The sequence below is a fragment of the Gemmata sp. SH-PL17 genome, assembly GCF_001610855.1.
Classification (GTDB): Bacteria; Planctomycetota; Planctomycetia; order Gemmatales; family Gemmataceae; genus Gemmata; species Gemmata massiliana.
Genome location: NZ_CP011271.1, coordinates 913536 through 940372, shown reverse-complemented (window position 1 = coordinate 940372; position 26837 = coordinate 913536). Strand labels below are relative to the sequence as shown.

Genomic DNA, 26837 nt, shown 5'->3' with positions numbered 1-26837 from the left:
CGTTATGCGGTTCCCTCTCTCAGTGGCCTCGTTACTCGTACTCGCGCTGCCGGCACTCGCGCAGCCAAAGCCCCCGGACCTGCCCCCCCACCTGATGGCCCCCACCGACGCCCTCACACCCGCGGAGGAGCGGAAGGCGTTCACCGTGCCCGCCGGGTTCGATGTGCAACTCGTTGCCAGTGAACCCGATATCCAGAAGCCGATGCAGATGGCCTTCGACGCGAAGGGCCGGATGTGGGTGACGACCTCGTACCACTACCCGTTCGTGCCCCAGGGCAAGCCCACCGACAAACTGTTCGTCCTCTCCGATTTCGACTCGAAAACCGGCAAGGCCGGGAAGGTGCAGGTCTTCGCGGACGATCTGAACATCCCTATCGGAATTCTGCCGCTCCCGGATTGCAAGAGCTGCATCGTGTCGAGCGTCGGTGAGATCCGCAAGTACACGGACACCGACGGCGACGGTAAGGGCGACAAGATGGAGGTGCTGTTCAGCGGGTTCGGCTCCCGCGACACGCACGGGATGTACAACTCGTACACGCTCATGCCGGACGGGTGGGTGTACTCCTGCCACGGGTTCGCGAACGACAGCACCGTGCGAGGGAGGGACGGCCACGAGGTGAAAATGAACTCCGGGAACACGTTCCGGTTCCGACCGGACGGTTCGCGGCTCGAGGTCTGGACCCGCGGGCAAGTGAACCCGTTCGGGATCGCGGTCGACCCGTGGTTCAACCTCTACACGGCCGACTGCCACTCGAAGCCGATCACGCAACTCGTTCCGGGCGCGTACTACGAGAGCTTCGGTAAGCCGCACGACGGGCTGGGGTTCACCCCGCACGTCACCGCGCACCCGCACAAGAGCACCGGCTTGTGCGGGCTGGTGTGGTACGACGCGAACCAGTTCCCGGCGGAGTACAAGGGCACCATGCTCCTCGGCGATGTGGTCAGCAACTGCATCAGCTCCGACAAGATCGTGTGGAAGGGATCGACCCCGGTCGCGATCGAGCAGCCCGACTTCCTGACGAGCACGGACCGGTGGTTCCGCCCGGTGGACATCAAGCTCGGCACGGACGGCGCACTGTACGTGGCGGACTTTTACAACAAGATCATCGGTCACTACGAAGTGGACCTCAAAGACCCGCGCCGCGATAAAGACCGCGCACGCATCTGGCGCATCGTGTGGACCGGCAAGGACAAGAAGGCGCCCGCGCCGAAGTTCCACCGCGCCGATTTCACGACCGCGACGGACGCGGAATTGATGGACGACCTGTTCCACCCGAACCTGGCGGTGCGGTTCTTCGCGGGGCACCAACTCCGGCGCCGCGCGACCGAGGGAAATCTGAAGGGGGGCGTCCCCGGCGACAAGCTGGCAAAGAACCCGGAACTCGCAGCCTCGGTGATCGGCTGGAGCGCGTTCATCTCCGAGGCGCGCCCGCAACCGCTGGCGGCAAAAGATTACGAATTGCTGCGGGCGATTCACAAGGACGTGGGTGTTAAATCCGATCAACAGACCGGGCACCTGATTCGCGCGCTTTCGAGCCGCCCGAAGTGGGACAAGGACGAACGCGCGATCCTGCTCGAAGCTCTCAAATCGTCCGACTCGGCTCACCAAACGCGGGCCGCGGTCGAAACGGTAGCCCTGCACCCGCACGCGGAGTTCGTGGAACCGCTCGTCGAGGTGCTGCGGAAGTGCCCGGCGGACGACGTGCTGTTAAGGCAGGCGGCCCGGATCGCGCTGCGGAACTGCCTCCGCGACGACCCGAAGGGGTGGCCGACGGAGTACAAGGCCGTTTACGCGGACATGGCCCTCGCGATCACCAGCCGCGACGCGGCCAAGTACCTCCTGTCTCAGATCAGCACGCGGAAGCTGTCTGCGGACCGGTTGCCGCCCGCGGCCGAACACGTCGCCCGTTACGGCGGCACTGAGGACGAAGAGACTCTGTTCAAGTCGCTGTCGTCGCCGCCGAACGCGGACGCGGTCGTTGCCGCGTTTAAGGGGGTGCAGGCTCGTGGAGCAAAACTCGGCGCCGATGCGACGAAACACCTGTTGGAGCACGCGCAGAGCGCGGTTCACGCGAGTGATTTTGCGGCGGGCCTCCCTCCCGCGGGTGTCATTCGCGCGGTTTGGGGACTGCGAGTGCTTAATGCACTTCCCACCGTTGCCGAGCGCGGAGCGAATGGACCGAAATTAACACCTCAATCCGTGACGGCCCTCGCGTCCGCGGTGGCCAGCTCGAAGGTGTCGGACGAGATCCGCATCGGGGCGGCGGAAGTGCTGCTCCGGTACGCGCCGGCGGAGAGTATTAATGCGGTGCGAAAGCAACTGGCGGAACCGACCACGTCCGAGTCCGTGCGTGCGGGGTTCCTGATCGCCTTCGCAGCGTCCAACGTTCCCGGGGCGCAAGTCGAAGCTCGTGACGGGATGAAAGGCGTGCCGTACCGGATCGCGGTGCAGATCGCTCTGAACCTCGCGGGCACAAAAGGCGGTGCGGACGTTCTTCTTACCGCGGTTAAGCAAGGGCAGGCGCCGCAGCGGTTGCTCCAGGAAAAGGCCGTGGTCGAACGGCTGAAAGCGTCCGGCGTGCCGAACTGGGAGAAACAGGTCGCGGACTTAACGAAGGGGCTTCCGCCCGCGGACCAGCGGCTCGCGGACCTCATCAAGAAGCGCGCGACCGGGTTCGCGTCCGCTAAGGCCGATAGGGTTGAAGGCGCGAAGCTGTTCGCGAAGCACTGTGCCGCGTGCCACAAGATCGGCGACCAGGGCGGGAAGATCGCCCCGCAGCTCGATGGCATCGGCGTTCGAGGGGTGGAGCGCCTGCTCGAAGACGTGCTCGACCCGAACCGTAACGTCGATCAGGCGTTCCGCGCGCGGTCGATCACCACGAGCGACGATCGCACCATCACCGCGCTGATGCTCCGGGTCGAGGGCGAGGTGCTGGTGGTCGCGGACCTGGAGGGCAAGGAGAAACGTATCCCGCTCAAGGAGATCACGCTGAACCGCGAAACGTTGCTCTCCGCAATGCCCGCGAACTTCAGTGATGTGATTCCCGAAGTCGACTTCTATCACATCATCGCGTACTTGCTCGATCAAAAAGCGAAAGACCCGCCGAAGAAGTGAGCGCAGGAGAACAACGAGCGTGTCGCGGGTACGCGCGGCACGTCTAACGAGTGAGTATTGGAGAGAGGGCGTCCGCTGCCCCGGACGGTTCGTAAATCGTCCGGGCGGCGCACGCTCTACCCGAAGTTGTTTCTCGGCGGGCATCGGCAGTGCAAGTTGTTGGTGGATGCGCGTTAGAGTTTGTACCGATCATGTTCACGGGCGGGATCTTAGCGCGGTTTTCAACGCATTTCGCGGCCCGCCCGTGCACTCGGAACTAACACCGCGGAAGGTCTCGGTTCCAGTTGCTCTTGTGCGTGACGGGCGGTTTTTATCTCCTATCGGCCGCGTTCGGAAACCGCAATCTGCCCGACGGCGCAGCAGCCCGAGGTGTATAATGTCGATAGACAGTTAGCGGGGCGCGTTTCGATTTCGCAACAGTACAGCCCTGCTCGCGTATTCCGCACAGTTTGCCGAATCGCGCGACGCGCCCGTCGTCTAGGATTTCTTCAGCGTTGTGTTTGGTGCTTGATATTTGGTATTTTGCGTTTCGGCCCGATTCCTGCTGTGGGCGTTCCCCCGACAATCGCTGCCGAAACACTTAATATCAACGAAAGCCCGGATCACTGTCGTTTTCGGACCCTGGTCGGTCCCTCCTCTCCAAAACCGACCTCTGCCGGGAGTATTCCACATGCCGGAATCAAACGAGGATCCGCCCGATATTGAGGACGCGCTGCTGCGGCGCGGCACACGCACCGCAGCACCGTCCGCGATCCGCTCGGGTCGCGACGTCATGTCGGTCGAGGTCGCGCTCACGGTTTTTCGTCAGATGCTCCGCACGCGCGCTCTTGAGGAGCGCAGCATCAAGATGTCCAAGTCCGGGGAGGCCTACTTCTGGATAGGCGGGCCGGGCGAAGAGGCCTTCAACGTCTGCCTCGGACTTCAAATCAACAAGGGCCGCGGTCCCGCTCACGATTACCTGCACCTCCACTACCGCAGCGCCGGGGTCATGCTCGCGATGGGGATGCCCATGATCGAGCACACGCGGCAACTCGCGATGCGGTGGACCGACCGGCACTCTCGCGGGCGCAACTTCGTCGGCCACTACAGCATTCCCGAGTGGAACGTCGTTCCGGTGACGAGCGTGATCGAGGTGCAGTTCGCGATGGCGCCCGGTACGGCGCTCGTCCAGAAGCGCCACGGACTGAAGAACCCGCACGAGAGCGAGGGGATCAGCGTCGTCGTGGGGGGCGAAGCGGGTACCGCGGAAGGCGACTTCGAGACTTGCCTCAACTGGAGCACGCGGCCCGGTATGGAACTGCCGGTGCTGATGCTGGTGACCAACAACCGGTACGGGATCTCGACCGACCTCGATACCGTTCACACGCACCGGCCGATCGCGGACCGGGCGGTCCCTTACGGTGTGCGCCACGAGACGATCGACGGCACCGACCCGATCGCGGCGTGGCACGGCATCGATCGCGCGATGCGGTACTGCCGGCGCGAGCGCAAGCCGTTCCTGCTCGAAGCGATGGTGAGCCGGTTGCACGGGCACTCGTCTTCGAGCGGCGCCCAGCGCAACTGGAACGAAGTCGATCCGCTGAACGCATTCGAGCAAAAGCTCATCGACGCGGGCGCGATCGACATCAACGGTGTTCGCGCGATGAAGGACGAGGCGAAGGCGGAAGCGGACGAGGCCGTCGTCGCGACAATGAAAGAAGATGAACCGACCCGCGAGGACGTGTACGCCTTCACCTACGCCGCGAGCGAGGTGGACGCAGTTTATCCCAAAGATTTCACCGGTCTTCCCGGAGCGAAGTAAGACATCACCACGAGGGGCCGGATTTCGGATTGTCGGTTTGCGATTGGTGATTGGAAGCTTTCGGGAGTTCCCCGTCCTTCAATCTTCGACCGCAAATCCGCAATCGAAAATCCCGCTCCCCGTGGTGAACGGCTTTTACGGCCTGTAACTTCGCCGAGGAGCGATGATGGCGAACATGGCACAAGCGGTGCGAATGGCACTGCACTACGGCGAGAAGCACCTCGGTGTGACGGACGTGTTCGGTGAAGACGTCGGTCCGCCGCTCGGCGGGGTGTTTACCGCGACCCAGGGGCTGAAGACCGCGTGGAACACCCCGCTCGACGAGCGCGGCATCATCGGCACCGCGATGGGGATCGCCTACGCCGGTGGCCGGCCCGTCTGCGAGATCCAGTTCTGCGACTACGCCTTCAACGTTCTGGACATGTTCAAGCTCGCGGGCAACCAGCGGTGGGCCAGCGGCGGCGGGTACGACATGCCCATTGTCGTGATGACGCCGAACGGGGCGGGCATCCGCGGGAGCCTGTACCACTCGCACAGCTTCGAGAGCTGGGCGAGCCGGCTCGCGGGCTGGAAAATCGTGATGCCGTCCAGCGCACTGGACGCTTACGGCCTCGTGCTCGCGGCGATCAAAGACCCGAACCCGGTCCTCGTTTTGCTCCCCAAAGCGCTGCTCCGCGCCCGCGACACGCGACTCATCCCGGGCGAACCGGCCGACGCGGACGAACTGAGCCGGATGATCGACGCGCCGATCGGGGACCGCACCGAGTGGGAACCGAACTGGCCGGAACTCGAAGACCACACCGTGAAGATCGGTACCGCCGAACTGGTTCGCGAGGGCACGTTCGGCACCGTCATCAGCTACGGGCGCTTGCTGCCGCTGTGCGCACAAGCCGCGGACGAACTCGCGACCGCGCACCACCGCACGTTCGACGTGATCGACCTGCGGAGCATCTTCCCCTACGACTGGGATATGATCTCCCGTAGCGTGCTGAAAACGGGCCGCGTGCTGATCGTGAACGAGGACACCGAGGTCACGAACTTCGGCGAGCACCTGCTCCGCCGGATCGTGGACGAGCACTTCTACGATCTCTCGGTGCGCCCGCGGACGCTGATGGGCAAACACGTGCCCGGCATCGGCATGAACCAGAACTACGAACTCAACAGCGTCCCGCAGTTGGGCGACATTCGCAGCGCGCTGTGGGATCTGGCGACCGAGGCCACTTAAAAGAACCCGATTCCCGGTCGAACGAAAAGCCCACACGGGACACGCGAGCGGAGCGAACACATGGATTTTCCTCTCCCGCCGGTCGGCGAAGGGCTGCTCGAAGTCGAGCTGACCCGCTGGCTCGTGAGGCCCGGCGACGCGATCGCGCGGGGCCAAGCGATGGCCGAGGTGATGTCCGACAAGGCGAGTATGGAGGTGCCGGCACCCTTCGCGGGCACGATTACCGCGCTGAGTGCCGCGCCGGGCACGAAGATCAAAGTTGGTCAGGTGATCCTGAGTTACACCCCGGTCGGCGATGGGAGCGCGAAAGACAAACCTACCCCCCCGCCCCCCCTCCCTGAAGGAAAGGGGGAGCTGACGCGCGAGCCCGCTGAACTTGGGTCAGTGTCTCCCTCGGGTGTGAGTTCTGTCTCCCCCTTCCCTTCAGGGAGGGGGGACGGGGGGGTAGGTCTTCGCACCTCCAACGGCCACACCACGACGCTTCCGCCCGCAGCACCGTCCGTGCGCATGCTCGCCCGCAAGTTCGGGGTCGACCTCTCACTCGTTCGCGGGAGCGGCCCGCACGGGCGCATCCTGCTCGACGACCTCGCACCGTACCTTACTCCGCGCCCCAGCCCCGGTGCCCGTCCCGCGTCCGCGCCGAGCGGAACGGACACGTCGAAACTCGATTTCGGCATCGCCGGCACGCGACAGAAACTCATCGGCCTGCGCCGGCGTATTGCCGAGCACATGGTCGAATCGAAGAAGCACATCCCGCACTATTCGTACATCGACGAGTGTGATCTCACCGACGCGGTGAAGCTGCGGACCCAACTCCGCGAGCCGCTCGCCAAGGCCGGCGTGAAGCTCACCTACCTCGCATTCTTCGTGAAGGCCGTAGCGCGGGCGCTCAAAGAAGTACCGATCGTTAACAGCACTTACGACGAGGCCGCGGGTGAAGTGGTGCTCCACGACAAGTATCACATTGGCATCGCGGTCGCGGCCCCGAGCGGGTTGATGGTGCCGGTCGTCAAGGACGCGGACAAGAAAGATCTGGCCACCATTGCCACCGACATCGAGCGCCTGGGCAACGACGCGAAAAGTGGCAAGAGCAAGCTCGACGACCTGCGCGGCAGCACGTTCACGGTCACGTCGGTGGGGGGGATCGGTGGGCTGATCTCCACGCCGATTATCAACCACCCGGAAGTCGGGATCATGGGCGTGGGCAAAGTGGTGAAGCGCCCGCTCTACGACGCCAACGGCGCGCTGAAGCCGTCGGACATCGTGTACCTGTCGTTCTCCTTCGACCACCGCGTCGTGGACGGCGCGATCGGGGCCGCGTTCGGCAATGCCGTCACGCGCTACCTTCAAACTCCGGCCGTGCTGCTCCTGCCGGAGACGTTCGGTGGCTGATCGCAGCGGTACAACGTGGATACTACGGTTCGCGCCGGCCGTGTTACTCGGCCTGCTGGGTGTTCAGCAGGCTCTGGCAACGAACCACTTTCCCGACCTCTTCATCTACCGCGCCGGCTCGGAACTCGGGCTGCGCGGCGAGTCTCCTTACAACATCGCACTCATTCGACAGATCACATCGGCCCAGTTCCCGGACGATAGCCCACAGGAAGACAGTTTCATCCTGAATTGTGGGTACTTTCTCCCACCGATGGCCGCACTCGTGTTCGCGCCGTTCGCGGCACTCGCGTGGCCGGCAGCCAAGGTCGCCTGGGGGATCGTGATCGGCTTCGCCGCGGCTGGGATCGCCTCGTTACCGGATCTGTTTCAGAAGTCCGGTGCCGAGCCGCCGATACGAACGGGGGTTCTATCGCTCATCGTGCGGTTCTCGCTCGTGTTGAACCCGCTCGCACTGGCAATCGCAATCGTCGGACAGGTCACCGTCGTTTCGGTCGGGTGCGTGGTGGTGGGGTTGTGGTGCATTTCGTACAACCGACCGGTGCTCGGCGCGGTTCTGTGGTCCGTGGTGTTCGTGAAGCCACACGTCGCTCTGCCTCTTATTCCACTGGCTTGGTACCTCGGTGGCTGGAAACCTGCCGCGATCCTGGTCGCTTTAGTAGCCGGTTTAAACCTGCTCGGTGCAACAGTGATGGGCGGTTCGCCACTGTTCCTGAAGGATTACTTCGACTACCTCCCGACCGGCCACAAGGCCGTTCTGTACAACCAAGCGGAACGGAACCCACAAATCACGAGTTGGAACCGCCTTCTCATCTCGTGCGGCGGTCCACCCATCGAGCTCAGTGCGATCACGACGATCGCCGGCTACCTCGTATGGGGCGGGCTGGTGGTCGGTCGGTGTGCGGTGACAGGTCGGCGCCCGCCCGCGCCGTGGGCGGGCGCGGCGGCCGTTTCGGGTGCGGTGGTGTGCAGTCAGGTATTGGTGTACGAGCTGCTGATGCTCGTGATCGCCGTGCCGTGGATACGCGATTTGTTCGCTGCCCGGCGCCTGGTGTGGGGCTGGACGGCCGTGCTATTCCTGGTGATTCAGACGATCCCTATCAACGGCACAAGCCCGGTGCTCGATTTCTACCGCCCCGGCGGCGCGCTGGCGTTCGCGCTACTCGTACTCCTGGGGCCAATCGCTCCGGAGCTGCTCCCGCTCTCGCCTTCCTTGCAATCGGGGGAGCACTGCCCCGCACCGGTCGCGCGACAGGACGAACCCGGCTTCACGACACGGTGCCCTTAATCGTGTTCCCGCGGTCGATGAACACGACCCGCGGCTGGTGTACGCGGGCGTCCGCGTCCTCGTACTCCGCGAACGTCGCGATAATCACGATATCGCCGGTGCGGATCAGGTGCGCACCGGCCCCGTTCACGCAGATCACCCCGCTCCCCCGCGGCCCTTCGAGTGCGTAGGTGATGAGGCGCGTCCCGTTGGTCACGTCCCACACGTGGATCTGCTCGTGCGGCAGGATGTCCGCGGCTTCGAGCAGGTCGGTGTCGATCGTCAGACTGCCCTCGTACTCGACGTTCGTTTCCGTCACCGTCGCGCGGTGCAGTTTCGACTTCATCATGAATCGGCGCATGTGATCCCCAACTCGCGATCCGTTAGCATTTCGCTGACCATTCTACGCGCAGCGGGTAAGATGTCGTGCGGACGACACCTATAAAGGAGCCTGATTCATGCGAATTGCTTTACAATTCGGTGCCCTCGCGGTCGTGGTGTGCGCCGCGAGCCTGCGCGCGGACGAGAAAGCCCAACCCCCCGAAAAGCCGGCCGCGCCGCCCGCCGGGTTCACGAGCCTCTTCAACGGCACGAGCCTCGACGGGTGGAAGGTGAGCGGCGGTAAGGCCGAAGCCTGGGGCACCGAAAACGGCACGATCGTGTGCAAAAGTGGCGGGGGCGGGTACCTGCTGACCGAAAAAGAGTACGCCAACTTCGAGTTCCGGTGCGAGTACAAGTGGGCGAAAGCGGGCGGCAATAGCGGCGTCGGCATCCGCACCCCGGAAAAGGGCGATCCGGCCTACGCCGGCATGGAGATCCAACTCATCGACGACGAGGGCTGGGAATCGGTCAACAAGTCGAAGTTGGCCGGCTACCAGCACACCGGCTCCATCTACGATGTGCAGCCCGCGAAAGAGGCGAAGAACAAGAAGATCGGTGAGTGGAACACCGTGAAGATCGTCTGTGACGGGCGCAAGGTGACCGTCGTTCACAACGACGTGGAACTGGTGAACGCGACCCTTGACGACTACAAGAAGAAGTTCGATAAGCACCCCGGCTTGGAGCGCACGAAGGGGCACATCGGGTTCCAGAGCTACAACATCCGCGTCGACTTCCGCAACGTGTGGATCAAAGAACTGAAGTAATCTATTGGGAACCAACAGAATCCAGGGGTTGAAACCCCTGGCCATTACCGGTGGCCCCGTTGCGGCCGCAAAGACAACGGGGCCACCGGTCTTTTGCATTTGGACCCCGAAGGGGTCACCGGTAGTAGCCAGGGGTTTCAACCCCTGGATTCTTGGATTTATTGGCTATACCGGAACGAGGTACGTGCCCGCGAGCCGGTCTTGCGGCGGGCGCGCCGGGAATCGCAGTGCGATTACCGCGTATATGGGCAATAGTGCCGCTGCGAGGAGCCACAGCACGGCCGCCAGATACATTGCGTCGGGCAAATAGACCTGCAACAGAATCGAACCGAGCAACAGCGCCGTAATCGGGAACCACACCAGTCCGGCCCGGAACGAACACTGTCGACGGTACGCCGGGCGCCCGTCCGCACGGATAATTGCGATACCCGCCAGCATCATTGATACCCCACGCCGAGTTACACCCGCGAAGAGCATCAACCCGACCGGCACGAGCGCGAACACCATCGATACGATTGGCACGACCGAAACCCACGGCGCGCGGGAGCGAGACTGAGAGGAGCCCGCCGGCGCACCGGCCCACAGGAGCACGGGCTCCACCGCACTCGGGGAGAACACGGTGCGGTCCGCGCCCGAACGTTCCAGTATGAGACGCTGTGGACGGAACAACTGTGCGTGCCGGAGTTCGGCTTCCGCCTGGGTGCGCTCGACGAGTTCGTTCACGCGCGATTTCGCGTTCGGGTTGCTGAGTGCGGACAAAAGTTCCGGGGTGACCGCGTCCGGAAGTCGAGTTAGCGTTTCTGGGTGCGCCAGAACTTCGGCGGCCTGCTTCGCGCGCTGAGCTTGCAGTGTGGACTCGAACGCCATGAACAGCGCGAGCATAAACGCAATCGCGAACATGCTCGCCACGGGCAGGGCTAACAGCGCGGCCTGGATGCCCAGGTGCGCCGCCCGCACTTGCGCGGTGACTTCCGGCTGCTGGGCGTGCGTTTCGGCCAGTTCCTTTTGAAACTCCACGAGCGGGGGCTCGGTTTCAAAGAGCTGGTTCAATACGCGGCTCGCGTGCGCCGGGAGCGGCGCACGCACGGGGCCGTTGTTCGATCGCGGTTGGCCTTCCAGTACGAGCGACGTCACCTCGCGCAGTACGGCCAGCGGCTCGTTGGGGCGGTAATGCGACGCACACAGCGGGAAATCGAGCACCTGCACGCGGCCGTTCGGCTCGACCCAAACGTGATCGAGTGCGAGACGCGGGGGGACCGAGCTTTCGGTCTCCGCGACGCGGAACTCTTCCACCAGTTGTTCGAGTAAATAGCGGGCATCGGCCCACGGCATCGGGTACCCGGGGCGAACCGCTTCGACGAGCGGTCCGCCGAGCGGCGCCGCGAACGCGGTCCAGTCGAACCCGGTTCCGCCCCAACTGATCGCCCCGCGACCCACGCGGCGCAAGCGCGTCGGGCGCCCGGGGTCGGTGTTGAGGCTGAGCGTGCCCCACGGACGCAGCCAAAGGAGCACGCTGCGCCCGAGCGACCGGTCCTCCGCGAGCCACACTTGCTCGTCATTCGATTCGACCGAGAGGCGCCCGCGCACGACGTACCCACCGACGACTTCGGGCAGCGCATCCGCGGGGGGCGGAAGCAGCGTTTGAAGCGGGGTCGGTTGCCGCACCGCGAGCCGCAGCTTGCGCGCGCCCAGGGGCCGCTGCGTGACGCGACACCCGCTCGCGAAGTCGTGTATCCCTCGGTAGCACCACTTCTTCCGAACCTGGAGCAAAATCGCCGTGGCGCTGCCGAGGAACGCGACGGTACCGAGCACCCCACCCAACCCAGGACCGAACCAGTGGATCAGTTCCTCTGGTATGAAGAACGCCCCGGCGAGTAGCGCGTGGAAGACGAACACCCGCACCAGCGCGCGGCTGACCCCGGGAGGGCCAGTCTGCCCGATGCGTGAGACTCGCAGCCCGAGGAGCCACTTGCCGGGCGTGGCGCCGAGCAACCCTTCGCTCAGGGCGAAGTACGCCATCAGTAACCCGACCGGGAGCCAGCGCAGCTCGAAGAGGTCGATTTTGCCCGTCCGCGAGCCTTCCAGCCAGATGCGGAGTACTTCCGCTGGGAAAATCAGGAACGTGAGCAAGATGCGGTCGAGAATATACGCGGCGGCGAGCACCCGCGGGCGGGCCGGGCGCTGGCGCTCGGGGAGTAAATCGACGAGCGCTTCGCGCAGGTCGTCGAGCGTCTGCCACCGGCGCGTGCGGTCGCGCTCCAGCCCTCGCAGGAGAACGCTTTCGAGTTCCGCGGTGACTTCCGGGCGCTTGGTGCGGATTCGGGGTAGCGGGTCGGAGATCGCCTTGGCGAGTGCGGTCGCTGCGCTCTCGTGGTGGAACGGCGCCTGACCGGTGAGCAGGAAGTACAGCGTGGCCGCGACCGAGTACACGTCCGAGCCGTAGTCGAGTGGCTCCCCGCGGATCTGTTCCGGGGACGCGAACAGCACCGTACCGAGGAACGCGCCGGTCTGCGTGAGGTGGTTCTGCCCGGTGCCCGCGAGCGACTTCGACAGGCCGAAATCACCGACTTTGACGCGGTCGTCGGCCGTCAGGAAGCAGTTGGACGGTTTCACGTCGCGGTGAATCATGCCGACGCGGTGCGCTTCGCTCAGTCCGTCGATAATGTCCAGCGTTCGGGTGATGGCCTCGTGCTGGGACAGTGGACCGCGCTCGTCGATGAGATCCTTGAGCGTGCGCCCCGGCATCAGCTCCATCACAATGTACGGGCGCCCGTTCTCAGTGTCGGCGGACAGCACGAACACACAGCGCGGGTGCGTGAGCTGACTCGCGAGCCGCCCCTCCTGGCGGAACCGTTCGACCGACGACGGATTGGACGCGAGCCGCGACGACAGCAGTTTCACCGCGACGCGGTGCCCGGAACCGGGCGCTTCGGCCTCGTACACGGTGCCCATTCCGCCGGCGCCGAGCATCTTCACGAGCTTGTACCCGCCGACCTCTTCCGGGGCCGGTTCCTGGGCGGGCGGCAGGTCGTCATCGATCCCCGAATAGACCTGATCGGCGTTGGGGGTGAACGTCTGCGTGTGCGTTTCGGACGGCAGTCGCGCGCTGTCGGTGAGCTTCTGCCCGCAGTACATGCAAAACAGCGGCTGTGCGTCCGCGGAGACGGACGACAGGGAGCGGTGACAGCGGGGGCAGGTTACGACCATTAGTGCAACACGCGGGCGGGGCGAACAGCCATTATCAGCACGGGTGCCCGATCCTCAAGCCTCACAGTAATTACAATGTGCGCCGCGGCTTCATTTCGTGCATGGCACACGGATTGTTGACCTCGTGTCCCGTAAACGGGAACGGCATCTTAAGGGCGGCAATGGAGTACGTTTGCGCTGATAACCCCGTCCGTGCCAGTCAGGAAGTTGCCCCGCACTCGACCTGTTGCCGTAGAAGCATCCCTACTTTTTCACGGTCACCCAGATCACGTCGCTCGCGTACCCGATTTTCACCACAAAATTGATCGCGACGAATCCCTGTACGCATACCGGTACGTCGGTCGACTCGGGAGCGTTCGGATCGGCTCTGAGCGTGATGTAACCCGTGCTACCAGTGCCCAGCAGCGTTTTGCTCTTGCCCTCCACCATTGTCACACCGGGCGGGAGCGGGTTGCCGTAAACCGTGTTGAGGTGCCGCAAAAGCACGTCGAGCGTCACGTCCTTCGTGTACTGTGGTCCGCGGACCACTTCGACATCGATTCGCACCTCCTCGCCCGGTTTCAGCGCGACGCGGGGCTGTTTCACTTTGATTTCGAGCAGGTCCGACGGGTTGGTGACCGCGACCGCGATCATGCCCGCGTCGAACCGTCCGCGGCCCCCACCGGGAAGGTAGATCTCCTCCACCGCGACCGCCGGCCGTGTGAGCTGAACGGCTTCGCCCCGCTCGTTGGTTGCAGTCGCCGTGCCAGTGACCTTCACGACCGAAGCATCGAGTTTCACGTCTTTCGCCGCGCTTACCACGAGCAAGCCCTGAGTCATATTCGCGGGGATCGTGAGGGCATTCACGGAAATACCGGCGGGAAACCCCTGCGCGTCCACCTTCACCGGTCCTGTGAAACCGTTTGCTCGCGTCACTTGCACGAACCACGCGGTGCGCGAGCCAGGGCCGATCATGGCCTTCGCGGGATCACACTTGATGGCGAAGTCCGGCTTCGCGAAGTCGCATTCGAGGTAGTAGATGAACCCGTCGCCGCCCTTGTTGTTCAGGTCGCGCATGCGGACGACGTAATCGCCGTCGCTCGGTGGTGTGAAAGTCAGCCCCGCGTCTTTGCCGTTGAGGTCGTCGTTGGACGCGAGAATCTTGCCCTCGGTCGTCATTACGTCGATTTGAGAATCGAGTTGGCTGGTCAGCGGCGAACCGAAGCGCCGGGCGAAAACTTCGAGGCGAACCGCGCGTCCCTTCGGGGCCGTGAAAACGAAGTGATCGAGGTCGCGTTTCGTTCCGATACGGCCGTTCGCGCCGCCCGGAATCGCGATTCGCGTCGCTTGCTTCGGCGTGTCGTTCGGCTCTTGTTCCTCGATCAGCGGAACGGGCGTCACCACAACGGGAACGGGGTTCGTTTCGGTTCCGTTGAGTTTCAGCGGCGCGGTGTGAATACCGGGTGCAGTTGGTGCCGTGATGAGCCAGTCCTTCCCAGCAACGGCCGCACTCCCAACGGGTTGCGCCTTCACGGACTGGCCCGGGTTCACGGCGAGTGGAAAAGACCACACGGCCCGCGGTGCATCGGTGATCGAGAGCGCGTAGGCCCAACGTGGATCGCCGTCGTACTTCGCGTCGCGCACCGAAACGCGGTACTCGCCGTCCTTCGGCACGGTGAACGTCAGCACAGGATCGGCGAAATACCCGTCGTCCGCGGCCGCGAGTTCGCGCCCCTCGGTGTCGTAGATCGCGATGAGCGGGTCCGCGTGTTTTTGGAGATCGTGGATCTTGTCCTGAATCCGGGCACACGTCACTTCGAGCGTGAGTCGCTGACCGGCCCGCGCGCGGAAAGAATAGTAGTCGACGGCTTCGGGGGTCTTGATGCGCCCGCACACCACAGACGGCACCGGAACGGGGTGCGGCTTCGCCATCGTGGACGGTGCGGGCTTTTCCCTCACAACGGGGGCATCAACGACGAGGAGTTGCCCAAGCGACGAGACACCGAGCGTCGACGCGATGCGGAACTCGCGCACGCCGAGCGGCGCATCGGGCGCGACCGTGACTTTCAGTGTGCCCGAAAGGATATTGGGGTTGGTCGGCGCCTTCGGATTTGGTGTTTTTGGCGCGGGTTCTTTGTTCGGTGCGACTTCCGCGCTGACGCCGGCGCCTTCTATGAGAACCTTGTACGCGCCTGCGAGCGAACTGGTGCGGCACTCGACAATCACGTCCGCCGTGGTGCCGCGTTGGACCGCGACCGGCGACACGTGCGTAATCATCGGAAAGGAGGTTTGCGCCGCGGCCACCGGAGCGATGGCGGCAACGCACAAAAGAGCGATCGCGGTACGCATGCGAAAGCCCCGAAAAGCCGGGCGAACGGCCGGCACGAGCCGGCGGTACCGAGAGCGCCCGATCGAGGTGAACCGGACGGGCGCTCGAAGCCGAACTTACTTGCCTTCTTCGTACTTGCTCAGTTCCAGTTTCACGACCTCGTTGGACTGGAGAACGAACTCCTCCTTCACGATGCCGCGGTCCTTGGCGAACCACAGGCGCACGGTGGTCTTCGCCCCCGCGACGTCCATGTCCTTACCTTCTACGTACACCGTCTCGAAGTCGCCGGCCGGGGTCTTGATCTTCTCCTTGTCGTTGACCACCTTCATCGTGCCCTTGATGGTCTGCGTGCCGACCTTGCTGTTGACCTCCCAGGTCGCGTCCTTCTTGATCGGGAGCGCGAGCACCTTCACGGGCGGGTCGAGTTTGTCTTCCTTCACCTTCGTGCGGTACACGCCGTCGGCCTTGATGACGTACACCTCGGACATCTTCGACTCGGTGCCCACCTTCGTATCGACCTGGAAGTGGTCCTCGGTGCCGACCTTGTCGGACTTCACGACCACGACCTTCACTTCGTTGTCACCGACCTTGTAGGTCCACGTCGTGTTCTTCTTGAGCGGGAAGTACCCTTCGGCTTGTGGCGCGTCCTTCGGTTGCGCGAGTACCGCGCCGCCGAACATTACCGCCGCCGCACCCAAAACCAAACGGATCGCGCGCAACATCCGCAGGACTCCTGAGTTGTTACCGGATGGAAAAGGCCGTCGGAGTAATATACGCCACCGCTCCGCGAAAGCCCATGAGACTCCCACTCGCGGATTCGATACCCGCTCCGCGCCACGCTAACAATTGCTAACCTTTTGGTCCGCGGGCGGTTTCTGATTCGCTATATTCGCGATCTAACTGTCTGCGCCTTAAGGTTTTGGGAAGACATTCGCCCCACATGCGCGGCAGCGGGTGCTAACAATCCTCCAAAAACCGCGATTTTCGGCTAACACGGCACCTCATTTTGGGTGGAAATCGGTGAGAAATGGAAGAGTTTTGACAGGATTTACAGGATGAACGAGATCAGAACCCAAAGTCGGTTGAACACGGCCTCACGAGCCGCGATCTCGAGTGCCTGTTCCGAATCCGGTCGATCCCGTCAATCCTGTCAAAACTCTTCCACTTCTCACCGGCTGTTCGCCGGTAACGGCTGCCGATCACCTACCGTTCGTCAAATCCGCGGGCGACGGCAGCCATTTGCTAATTCTAACGAAGTGAACAAAAGAATACAACAAATTCCCCGCCGTACCGGAACTCACCGCTCGGGCGATCCCGGAACGGTTTTAGAACTCGGTGAACCCGCCGTGATCGTCGTTCCCGAGCCGGTCGAGTTCGTGGGAGCGCCCGTTGCCGTTGGAGTGCCCATTCTTGAGCGCCCGGGCCACCGCGGGGCGAGGTTTGGTCGCCGGGAGTTTGGCCCGAACCGCACTCGGCGCCCGCCCGTTTTCGCTGAGCTTGAACCGTGCGACGAGGTCGCGGAGCTGGGCGGCTTGGTCGGTGAGCGTTTGGGCCGTGGCGGACATCTCTTCGGTCTGAGAGGCGTTCTTCTGGGTCACGGCGTCCATCTGGGTGACGGCCTTATTGACCTGCTCGATGCCCGCGGACTGTTCCTTGCCCGCGGCCGCGATCTCCGTGATGATGTCCGTCACCCGCTTCACCGAAGTGACGATCTCGCCCAGCGCCGAACCGGACTGATTCACCAGTTCCGTGCCCGCGTCAACTTTTTTGACCGAGTCCTCGATCAGCGACTTGATCTCTTTCGCGGACGTGGCCGAACGCTGGGCCAGGTTGCGCACTTCGCTCGCCACCACCGCGAACCCCCGGCCTTGTTCCCCGGCCCGGGCCGCTTCGACGGCGGCGTTGAGGGCGAGCAGGTTGGTCTGGAACGCGATCTCGTCGATCGTCGTGATAATGTCCGCGATCTTCTTCGACGACTGATTGATCGCGCTCATCGCGTCGACCGCGTTGCCGACCACCTGACCGCCCTTCTCGGCGATGTCGCGCGAGGTACTGGCGAGCTGGCGGGCCTGTTGCGCGCTGTCGGAGTTCTGGCGCACGGTGGCGGTGATCTCTTCGAGCGTGCTCGCCGTTTCTTCCAGGCCGCTGGCCTGCTCTTGGGCGCCGGTCGAGATCTCGTCGCTGGCCGCGGACAGTTGGCTCGAGGCGTGCGCGAGCTGCTCGGACACTTCGCGCACCCCCTCCAGGGCCGCCCGGACCGAGACGATCGCCCGATTGAGCGCGGCCCCCATCTGCCCGACTTGGTCGGTACCCAGGTCCGGGGCCTCTTGCGTGAAGTCGCCCGCGGCCACGGCGCGCACCGCGGTCATGATCGTGGCGACCTTGTCTTTCAACTCGGCCGCGTCCTCCTTGACCTTCTGTTCCATGTTCTTGGCGGCCGTGATGTCGGTCGCGAATTTGACCACCTTGTAAGGCTTGCCGTTGAGGTCCGGGATCGGATTGTACGAGGCCTGGAGCCACACGGCCCGGCCCGCTTTGTCCACGCGCTGGAACTCGCCGATTACGGGTTCGCCCCGGTTCAGTTTGGCCCAGAACTCGCGGTACTCGGGGCCGGACGCGAGCGCGGGGGCGACGAACGTGCGGTGGTGCCGGCCCTGAACCTCCGCGAGGGCGTAGCCCATCGTGCGCTGGAAGTTCTCGTTGGCGCTCGCGACGGTCCCGTCCATCTTGAACTCGATCACGGCCTGGGCGCGCCCGATGGCCGCGATCTGGCCGGCGAAGTCCGCGTTCTCCGCGCGCTGCTTGCCCACGGCGTCCCAGTCGACCTTGTCCTGGTGGAGCGCGGTGTGGATGCCCTGGACCGTGGCGTTGAGGGCCGCGCCCATCTGCCCGAACTCGTCGGCCGAGGTCACCGTCGCCTTCTGCGTCAGGTCGCCCGTGGACACCGCCCGGAGCACCTCCACCGTGGTGTTCAACGGGTTCACGATCAGGTTCCGGAAGAAGATCCCGAGCCCGATGGCCACGAGCACCGCGCCCCCGATGACCGCGTACATGGTTGCCTTGGACGACGCGAACAGTTCCCGTGCGTCCTTGGCTTCGCCCTCTCCGATCTCGCCCTGTAGGTCGCACATCTCGTTCAGTTGCGCGTTCATTTTGAGCGCGTTGGGGATCGAGTTGAAGCACACCTGTTCCGCGCGCTCGAGATCCCCACTCTTCAGCGCCCCCATTATGGCCTCGTGGTCCCGGTAGAACTCCGCCACGCGCGGCTGGAGCTCGGCCCAGAGCTTCTTCTCCTTCTCGACCATCGGGAGCGCTTCGTACTTTTTCGCCGCTTCGCGGGCCTTGACCACCGCGGTTTCCAGCGCGCCCGAGGCCTGGGTCCTTATGGTCTCGTCCTTGCGGCGCGTGGCCATGAGGAGCGAGCGCTCGGTGCGCTGAACGGCGCTGAGGTGCCCGCGCAGGTCGGTCAGCGCGCGGAGCGACGGGAGCAGGTTCCCGTTGGCGTTCTCCAGGGACTGGTTGATCTGGGTCATGGACCGAACGCCCCACAGCCCGACGGCCGCGCACGCGACCGCGAGCACCAGGAACCCACCGACGAGGCGCGTACCGATCCCCAGGTTATTGAACTTCTCCGTGAGTTGGCTCGGCATGGACAGCGTATCCTAAATCGGGTGGCGGCATGGCGAGCGGGCGGCGCGGGCGAACGTTCGGGCGCGGGCGAACCGGGGCACCGGTCGTGCGGTGGTCGTCACGAACCGGTTGAAGTCAGTCGAGGTGTGAGGAGCGCGTTTAATTTACTAAATAACGTAAAATCGTCGATTCTTTATAAGCTATTTTCTGTAAATACTCTTTGAGCATTGCAACACTAGAACCGCATCCGCGCCGTGCGCCTCCTACGGGGCAGGAATGTCAAAATTCGCGCGAGGCGGCGAATCTTATGGCCCAATCACCAAATTAGGACGAGGGCATCGCATAAGGGCGCGGGCAAAGTGGCGCGCGGCAGGTGCCACACCGCCCGAGCTTCGCAAGGAACTCGAGCTTCAAGTGCGTGCGGTTCGATCTTCCGTTGAGACAACCAACCCTAGCGCGCACCCGCGGGTAGCGCGCGTCAGGAAAATCCCCCGCGCGGCTCAAGTGCGCCGCGCCGACGCGAAGTAATTGGATTCGCGCATTCGATCTGGAAGTGCCACGGATTCGCGAGGTGTTCGTGAATGGTCTTGGCCCTTACCGGTGGCGGTGAGGGCGGGCCGGTCACTTCTGCCGTTGGGGGCGGACCAACGGCAGAAGTGATGCGGCGCGGGCGATTCGAGAGCGTCCGTGCCTCGTTTCGCCCGCGCCGCACGGCTCTTACTATTTCTTGGCCTTCTCCGATTTCTCTGCTTCCTCCGCGCTCAACAACCCGTCCTTATCAAGATCGAGTTTGTCGAACACGTCGGCCGGGCCTGTGAACTCGCGCCGGGACACGTCGCCGTCGCCGTTACGGTCCATCGAGCGGAACCACGCCGGTCCGCGGCGCGCGTCGAGGGCCAGTGTTTGAGGGTACCCGCGACTCGCCGCGACGAGGAGCACGTTCGGCAACGCCTTCGGGTCGAACGCACCACTGGTGACGCACCCCGCACCCTTTAACTGCTCCCACGCGCCGCGGAGTTCGCGCGGGGAGAGAGCGCCGTCGTGGTTCGTGTCCAGAATCTCGAACAGCCCCGCGCCATCGAGCACCGTGAGCAGCACCTGACCGCGTGCTACTTGCGCCTGGAGATCGAGCCACGCATCGAGTTCCTTACGGTCGAGGGTGCCGTCGCCGTTCAGGTCGGCGATCGGCGCGAGCCACGCCAAATTACCCCCGCGCCGCCGGGCGCCGGCGCCCTCTTCTGGTGGGGCGTCGAGTTGAGCCACGATCTGCTTCCGCGCGGCCGCCAGTGCTTCATTCACTTTCCCGCTCGCGACCCACCCGTCCACGCGGAACCGCCCGCTCGCGAACGCGAACCGGTTCGTGGTGCCCGGTTTATCGGAGAGCTTCACGACCCAGGACGTGCCCGACTCTTGCGCGTTCCACGCGGAGAGTTCCGCGGCCTTGAACCGCTTGTCGCGCTGGGCGATTCCCGTTGCCCAGTGCGTGTTCTTGGGGTCGGTCGGGAGCAGCACGAGCGGGAGCTTCGCGAGCACATCGGGCTGCACGCTGTCCGCGGCCGGCGGAGCAAGTAGCACGGTCCCCGCCGCGCCGGGATAAACAGCCTTCGGCACGAGTTCGCCCGCGCCGATCAACTCGTCGTCGTTCTTGTCGAGCTTCTTCAGCACATCGGCGGCCGCGCTCCACTCCTTTTCGCTCACCTTCCCGTCGCCATCGGTATCCAGGTTTTTGACCAGCGCAGCTGCCAGTTCCGTACTCGCGGGCAACCGGCCGACGCCGACCTGCACGTTCCCGACGCCGGCCGCACGGTAGCACGTGGCGAGTTCGTCCGAGGTGACTTTGCCGTCGCCGTTGCGGTCCAGTTCCGCGAACGTCGGGGCCGCGCCAACGGGCGGCGTGAACCCGTTACCCATCGCCTGCCGCAACGAGCGCACGGAGGGGAGCTGCGCGGCTTCCTTGGTGTCGAGCGAGCCGTCGTTGTTGCGGTCAAAAAACGCGAACAGCTTGGCGAACGTTTCGTCCCAGATCGCGGAAACCGCGACGCCGTCAACTTCCGCCCGGAGGTCGATGCGGGCGAGTTTCTCTTCGCCCAACAGTACGAACTGCACCGGTGCCGCGGCGCCTTTAGGGGGAGCAGGATCGGCCGCAGGAGACCACCCGAGCGCGGCGAATCCCAACACCAGCACGCACGAAGTCATGCGAATCACAGCAGCTCCTTGATCGGCTTGGCGTTCGGGTCGGCGAGGCGAATCGGCCGGCTCACGTTCGACATGTTCTGCTTCATCGGGTCGAGGCCGATGGTCTTGATGACGGTCGCGATCAGGTCCGGCGTGCGCGTCGGCTCGCTTTCCACCGCGGTGCCGTCCGCACTCGTCTTGCCGACCACTTGCCCACCCTTAATCCCACCACCAGCCAGCACCGCGGCCCACGACGTGGGCCAGTGGTCGCGCCCGGTCTGCCCGTTGATCTTCGGCGTGCGGCCGAACTCGCCCTGGCACACCACGAGCGTGCTGTCGAGCAACCCGCGGTCCTTGAGGTCGGCCAGCAGCGCCGCGAACGCGGTGTCGAGCGTGCCGGAAAGCGTTTTCACGCGGTCGAAGTTGTTCGCGTGCGTGTCCCAGCCGTCCAGCGTGACTTCCACGAACGAAACTCCGCGCTCCACGAGACGCCGGGCGAGCAAGCACCCCTGGGCGAACGTCCCGCGCCCGTAAGACTCGCGCACCGCGGCCTTCTCGTCTTCGAGCCGGAACGCGGCGGCCGCTTCGGGGCGCATGAGGCGCACGGCGCGGTCGGTTGCTGCCTTCATCGTTTCTGCAACCGGGTGCCCCTTCCCGGGCGCGAAATCCTTCTCCAGCCCGGAGAGCAGGTCGAGGCGCTTCGCGTGGATCTCGGTGCTTACACCAGCGGGCCGCTCCAGGTCGGGCACTTTCAGTTCGGTGGGCGGAACGCCCAAACCGCGGTCGCCGCCCACAACGAGCGGCGCGAACCGCGGCCCGAGGAACCCGCCGCCGATGTCGCCCGTGCGCCCGCCGATGCTCACGAACCCCGGCAGATCGGCTTTGGGGTCGTCGAACTCGTGCGCGACCAGCGAGCCGAGCGCGGGGAACTGGATCGCGCCCTGCGGGGTGTACCCGGTCAGGCTGACGACCCGCGCGCGGGCGTGATCGCCCTCGCGGGTGGCCATCGAGCGGACGATGGCCAAGTCCTTCGCGCGCTTCGCCAGGTTCGGCATGTGCTCGCTGAACTTCATTCCCAGTGCGGCCGTGTCGATCTCCTTGAACGGACCGCCGTTGTCGCTCCCCGGCTTCAAGTCCCACATATCGATGGTGGCCGGCCCGCCGTTCATCCACAGCAGAATGACCGACTTGTGGCGCTTCGTGCCGGCCGTTGCATCGGCCGCGAGCGCTTGCAACCAACCCGATTGGGACGCGCCGATAGCGCCCAGCGCCGAGAGGCGCAAGTAGTCGCGGCGCGACGGCCCGGCACGGAGCGCGGAGCCAGAAACGCGGAGTGAGAACATGGACCCCTCCTGTTGATTCGGTTACGGTTCGCGGCACTCCGGGCGAAATCAATCCGCCCGAAGTGCCCCGCGTCCCGCTAGTGGTTTGTGTTGAACTCGGTGGTGTTGACCAGCGCCCAGAACACGTCGCCGAGGGCGCGTTCGCGTTCCGATTCGGTGACACCTTCGACGAACGCGACCATCGTCTGCGATTCCTTCGCGCTCGGCTTGCGCCCGAGCACCGCGAGGAACAGCGTTTCGATCCGCCCCTTCGTATCGAGGAACGGGGCACTCGCCACCCCGCCGAGCGTCGGGTTCTTTGTCGGGTCGGTGAGGTCCGTTGTGAGGCGCCCGTTCATCATCGAAAGCGCCTGAGTGATCGATCGCTCGGCCGTGACCGGGCGCTCGACGTGGAACTGCGACGCGAACCGTTTACGCCCCTCAAGCCCCAACCCGCGGCCGGTGTCCGCGCGCTCCGGCGGCAGCCCTGCGGCCGTGCGGAGGCTGTCGTAAAGTTGCTCGCCCGTCAGCCCGCGAACCGGCATGCGTGCGAAGAGTCTTGGGTCCGCGGGGGCGTCTTCGCGCGTCAGCGCGGATAGCTGGTAGGCTTTCGTGAGCACCAGCGCGCGGGTGATGTACTTCAGGTCGAATCCGCTGGCCGCGAACGCATCGGCGAGCTCCTTGAGCAGCTCCGCGTGGTAGCCGGTGTTGCCGCTGTCACCGCTCAGGTCGTCGAGCGGCTCCACGAGCGCGGTGCCGTAAATGTGCGCCCAGAGCCGGTTCACCGCGTTCCGGGCGAAGTACGGATTCTCCTTCGCGGTCAACCAGTCCGCGAGCAACGTGCGCCCGGTGTCCGAAGCCAGCACCTCGGGCCACTTCACCGCGCCGCCGTCGAGCAGTTCGGGGGCCAGTGACTTCTTCGTGTTGGGGATCATCAATTCCGGCGGCACCGCCTTGCCGGACTTGTCTTTGGTCGGCGGTGCGAAGAACGCGGCCGTTTGCCAGAACTGGTCGCGGGTCCAGCGCGCGAACGGGTGGTTGTGACACTGCGCGCAATCGAGGTTCACGCCCAAGAACGAGCGGGTGGCATTCGCCGCAAGGTTTTCCGGTTTGCTCTCACTGGCCGCGAAGAACCCGACCGGGCTGACGCCCCCGCGCCGGGTGCTCGTGGACTCGGGCATCGTGAGCAGCTCGCGCACGACGCGGTCGTAGGGCACGTTTTCCTGGATTCGCGCCGCGACCCACGACTCGAAATCGTCCGCGAGCCGCGCGAACTCGGCGGTGTCGGCTTGGGGCACCCAGGTTCGGCGCCAGAACGTTGCCATGTGGCGCGTGTGGCCGCCGGACTCGATGAGTCGCGTGATGAGTTTCGTGCGCTTATCGGGGGACGTGTCCGCAAGAAACTCACGCACTTCCGCGGTCGTGGGGACGCGCCCGCTCAGGTCGAGGGTCGCCCGGCGCAGAAACGTCGCGTCGTCGATCACGGGCGCGGGCTTCACACCGGCCTTCTGCCATTCGGAACTCAGGCGCCCGTCGATCAGTGCCGCGAGCTGCGTGGGGTCCGGTGGGGCCGCGTCGAGAGCGGCCGGCCACGCGACCGCGGCGACGAGCGGGAGCAGGTATCGGTGGTATCGCATCGGTGCGATGATCTCCGGTTCATCAATGTGGGGGGATCGGGTTAGTAGTCATTCGGGGAGATCAGGTGCCCGTCGTCGCGGAGCGTGAGGTACGCGAACGTGAGCGGGTCGAGCTTCGTGCCGACGAACCGCACGGAGCCGTCGCAAAAGAGTACGTTCGCCCCGGCCGTGTGGAACCCGTAGATGCCGAACCAGTTGTTGCAATTAACACTGCAATCGGTGGAGTCGCCCCGGCCGGGGTTCTCGCCGGTCTTGGCGTCGGCCGGCCCGAACGCGATCGACCCCCAGCCGGCCCACGCGCCGCGTGCGTTGGGGCTCAGCCCGAACTGGCCGTCGCCGTCCTTTTTCTTCCCGGCGCGCCACACGTCCGGGCGCCCGGCCTGTTCGATCAGGAGGAGCGTGCAGGACAGCCCGTCGGTGACCTTCGCGAGCGGCACGAAGTCGTTGTCGCTCATCGGCTGGCGCTGGTTGCCGATCATCTGATCGGTGGTGTTCGCGTTCAGCCCGTACCCGCCGCGGGTCATCAGCACCCCGTTGGACGAGATGTAGTCGCACACCCCGGCCTTCGTGGTGTAGACCGTGTCCTTGTCGGCGTTCTCGGACTTGGTGGACGCCTGGGACTGGATCGTGATCGTGCGCGCGCCGGGCGCCGCGGGGCACAGGAACGGCTTCACCGGCGCCTCGACCGCGGCCTTATTCGCGGGGTCGAAGAAGTCGTACTTGAGGTTGTACTTCTTCGCGACGGCTTCCTCCCCGAGGTACGGGAGGATGTACGCCCCCCACCCGCTGTACGGGGCGCCGTTGTTGAACCCTCCGCGGCGCGGGGGCAGCCCGCCGTGAACTTTCTCGAACTCCGAGAACCCCTGCCCGAGCTTGCGGAGGTTGTCCGTACACTGGGTCCGGGCCGCGTCCGCGCGGGCGGCCTGCAACCGCGGTAGGAGCAGGCCCGCACCCAGGAAGAGCATGCCCGCCGTTACGACGAGTTCGATCCGAGTGAATCCTCTGCGCATCGTTCACACTCCCCGTGTCATTAGCCGCGTAGCGAGACGGTAACGGTGTCCGGAGCGGAGCAAATTCTGAGGGGTAGTTCCCTCGATCAAAGCAAGCACCAGACCGAGACCGCCCGTGGGCACAAAGGCCCGTTTTGGGTTTGAGATTTCGAGCCACCACGAAGAGGTGATTGCCTCTCCGTGGTTGTGTCGTAACTGGCGCCCGCGCTCGTTCACTGTCGCGTGCGGCCCTGGGTTAGTACCCGCCGGTGACTTCTCCGCCGTAGGGTTCGCCGTTGTTGAGCCCGGTGCGTCGCGGTGGCAACCCGCCGCTGGCCTTCTCGTACTCGGCGAAGGCGGCGCCTATTTTTCGCAGGTTGTCACCGCACTTGAGGCGATCGGCAGCCCGCACCCAGGGCAGAATTAGCCCGACGACGAGCACGCCGAGGCCCTACGATCAATGCGTCTATTCGACTCAGTCCGGTACGCATGCGGTGTTAGAAGTCTTCAGAGAAAATCTCGCCGCCGTTGATGGTAATCATTCCAAACAGAGTGTTCGGGTGAAGGCCGACTCGAAGGAACCGCACGCTGCCGTCGCAGAATACCGCGGGCGCGCCGCCGGTGTGGAACGCGTAGAACCCCTGGCTGTTGTTGCAGTTGATCGTACACGGCCCGCCGGTGCCGTCCGCGGTGATCCCGTCGGACCCGAACTGCTGGACCCGGGTCACCTGGTACGCGGCCCACGGCCCCCACTGGTTGTAAGCGGCCTGCGACGTGTTGCTGGCCTGCTGCTTGCCGAGGATGTAGAAGCCCGGGCGCCCGGCCTGCTCACTCACCAGGAGCGTGTTCGAGGTGCCGTCGGTGATCTCGGTGAACTTCCGGTTCACCCCGTCGTGCATCGCGGTGCAGGTGTTGTTCCCGCTCAGCGACTGGTTGCCGTACAGGGCCGATTGGAAGCTGTTCGGGCCGAAGTAGTCGCCGGCCGCGCCCGTCGAGATGACGCCGGAGTAGTTCACCTCGATCGTGCGCGGGTTGTTCGGCACCGACGGGCAGGTGAAGATCTTCAGCGGCACGGTGATGTTGGCAGCGTTCTCCGGGGCGTAGAAGTCCCGGTCGAGGCGGTAGTTCCCGCCCAGTGCGGCTTGTTCGACGTAGGGCAGGATCGCCGGCCCCCACCCGCGGCGCTGCCCGGCGGTCAGGTTCCGGCGCGGGGGCAACCCGCCGTTGGCCGACTCGTAGTTGTGCATCGCGAGGCCGATTTGTTTGAGATTGTTCTGGCAGCTCATGCGGGCCGCGGCTTCTCGCACCTTCTGAACCGCGGGCAAGAGGAGCCCAATCAAGATCGCGATGATCGCGATCACCACGAGCAATTCAATGAGCGTAAACGCGCGGCGGGGGCGCCGATTCATGAGTCACTCCACAAGTGCGAAAACACGGAGTTCATCAGGAGCTGCGTAGCGGGACGGAGAGGCGTCCGGAGCGGAGCAAACTCGGGTTCAGTTGGGTCAAGCTGGCTACATGTGGCAAAAGTCGGACCAAGCCCGGCTCCGCGCGTGAACTTTCATTTCCGGCGGATTTTCGACGTACAGAGGTTCGGTCACCCGGCGCGCGTGCGCATTTTTTGACC

The 26837-nt window shown here is 64.6% G+C and carries 17 protein-coding genes; 6 read left to right on the top strand and 11 right to left on the bottom strand.

The genetic code is table 11. The features are described 5' to 3' along the window. The first annotated feature begins 4 nt into the window (after positions 1-4). The 5 genes from VT84_RS03755 to VT84_RS03735 all read left to right on the top strand — a co-directional run bounded on the left by VT84_RS03755 (position 5) and on the right by VT84_RS03735 (position 8818). Positions 5-3115 carry a PVC-type heme-binding CxxCH protein gene (locus VT84_RS03755; protein WP_082838563.1) on the top strand — a complete coding sequence of 1037 codons (3111 nt, stop codon included), beginning with the start codon at positions 5-7 and terminating at the stop codon, positions 3113-3115. Between the two features lie 670 nt (positions 3116-3785). Further along, on the top strand, positions 3786-4916 hold the full coding sequence (locus VT84_RS03750; RefSeq protein ID WP_052553313.1) for a thiamine pyrophosphate-dependent dehydrogenase E1 component subunit alpha: 1131 nt from the start codon (positions 3786-3788) through the stop codon (positions 4914-4916). 166 nt (positions 4917-5082) lie between these two features. Further along, a complete protein-coding gene (locus VT84_RS03745; protein WP_052553836.1) occupies positions 5083-6141 on the top strand; it encodes an alpha-ketoacid dehydrogenase subunit beta in 1059 nt (352 codons plus the stop codon). A gap of 60 nt (positions 6142-6201) precedes the next feature. Beyond that, entirely contained in the window at positions 6202-7533 is a 1332-nt protein-coding gene (locus VT84_RS03740) for a dihydrolipoamide acetyltransferase family protein (protein WP_082838562.1), read from the top strand. Beyond that, positions 7526-8818 carry a glycosyltransferase family 87 protein gene (locus tag VT84_RS03735; protein ID WP_052553319.1) on the top strand — a complete coding sequence of 431 codons (1293 nt, stop codon included), beginning with the start codon at positions 7526-7528 and terminating at the stop codon, positions 8816-8818. Before VT84_RS03740 ends, VT84_RS03735 begins: the two co-directional genes overlap by 8 nt. Here the strand turns inward: VT84_RS03735 and panD are convergent. Then, complete coding sequence (gene panD / locus VT84_RS03730; RefSeq protein WP_052553321.1) at positions 8799-9158, bottom strand: aspartate 1-decarboxylase; 360 nt, start codon at positions 9156-9158, stop codon at positions 8799-8801. The genes VT84_RS03735 and panD overlap by 20 nt on opposite strands. A gap of 97 nt (positions 9159-9255) precedes the next feature. Between panD and VT84_RS03725 the strand changes: the two genes are divergently transcribed. After that, positions 9256-9942, top strand: coding sequence for a DUF1080 domain-containing protein (locus VT84_RS03725; protein WP_052553322.1), 687 nt, complete (start codon positions 9256-9258; stop codon positions 9940-9942). A gap of 165 nt (positions 9943-10107) precedes the next feature. On the opposite strand, the gene VT84_RS03720 is transcribed toward VT84_RS03725, so the two are convergent. From VT84_RS03720 to VT84_RS03675, 10 genes are all read right to left on the bottom strand, one after another. Then, a complete protein-coding gene (locus tag VT84_RS03720) occupies positions 10108-13149 on the bottom strand; it encodes a protein kinase domain-containing protein (protein ID WP_082838560.1) in 3042 nt (1013 codons plus the stop codon). A gap of 243 nt (positions 13150-13392) precedes the next feature. After that, positions 13393-15477 carry a PPC domain-containing protein gene (locus VT84_RS03715; RefSeq protein ID WP_082838559.1) on the bottom strand — a complete coding sequence of 695 codons (2085 nt, stop codon included), beginning with the start codon at positions 15475-15477 and terminating at the stop codon, positions 13393-13395. Between the two features lie 96 nt (positions 15478-15573). Next, the gene (locus tag VT84_RS03710) at positions 15574-16179 is read right to left on the bottom strand and encodes a hypothetical protein (RefSeq protein ID WP_052553328.1); all 606 of its coding nucleotides are present in this window, start codon (positions 16177-16179) and stop codon (positions 15574-15576) included. Positions 16180-16782: 603 nt separating this feature from the next. After that, positions 16783-19107 carry a methyl-accepting chemotaxis protein gene (locus VT84_RS03705; RefSeq protein ID WP_082838558.1) on the bottom strand — a complete coding sequence of 775 codons (2325 nt, stop codon included), beginning with the start codon at positions 19105-19107 and terminating at the stop codon, positions 16783-16785. Between the two features lie 700 nt (positions 19108-19807). Continuing rightward, a complete protein-coding gene (locus VT84_RS03700) occupies positions 19808-21283 on the bottom strand; it encodes an EF-hand domain-containing protein (RefSeq protein WP_239465898.1) in 1476 nt (491 codons plus the stop codon). A 5-nt stretch (positions 21284-21288) separates the two neighbouring features. Further along, positions 21289-22605 (bottom strand): DUF1501 domain-containing protein, encoded by a 1317-nt coding sequence (locus VT84_RS03695; RefSeq protein WP_082838556.1) that lies wholly within the window; start codon positions 22603-22605, stop codon positions 21289-21291. Positions 22606-22682: 77 nt separating this feature from the next. Then, positions 22683-24221: a DUF1549 and DUF1553 domain-containing protein gene (locus VT84_RS03690; RefSeq protein WP_082838555.1), complete on the bottom strand. Its 1539-nt coding sequence runs from the start codon at positions 24219-24221 to the stop codon at positions 22683-22685. A gap of 41 nt (positions 24222-24262) precedes the next feature. Beyond that, positions 24263-25231: a DUF1559 domain-containing protein gene (locus VT84_RS03685; RefSeq protein ID WP_082838554.1), complete on the bottom strand. Its 969-nt coding sequence runs from the start codon at positions 25229-25231 to the stop codon at positions 24263-24265. Positions 25232-25466: 235 nt separating this feature from the next. Further along, the gene (locus VT84_RS03680; protein ID WP_082838553.1) at positions 25467-25652 is read right to left on the bottom strand and encodes a hypothetical protein; all 186 of its coding nucleotides are present in this window, start codon (positions 25650-25652) and stop codon (positions 25467-25469) included. A 55-nt stretch (positions 25653-25707) separates the two neighbouring features. Next, complete coding sequence (locus VT84_RS03675) at positions 25708-26619, bottom strand: DUF1559 domain-containing protein (protein ID WP_082843209.1); 912 nt, start codon at positions 26617-26619, stop codon at positions 25708-25710. Positions 26620-26837 lie beyond the last annotated feature (218 nt).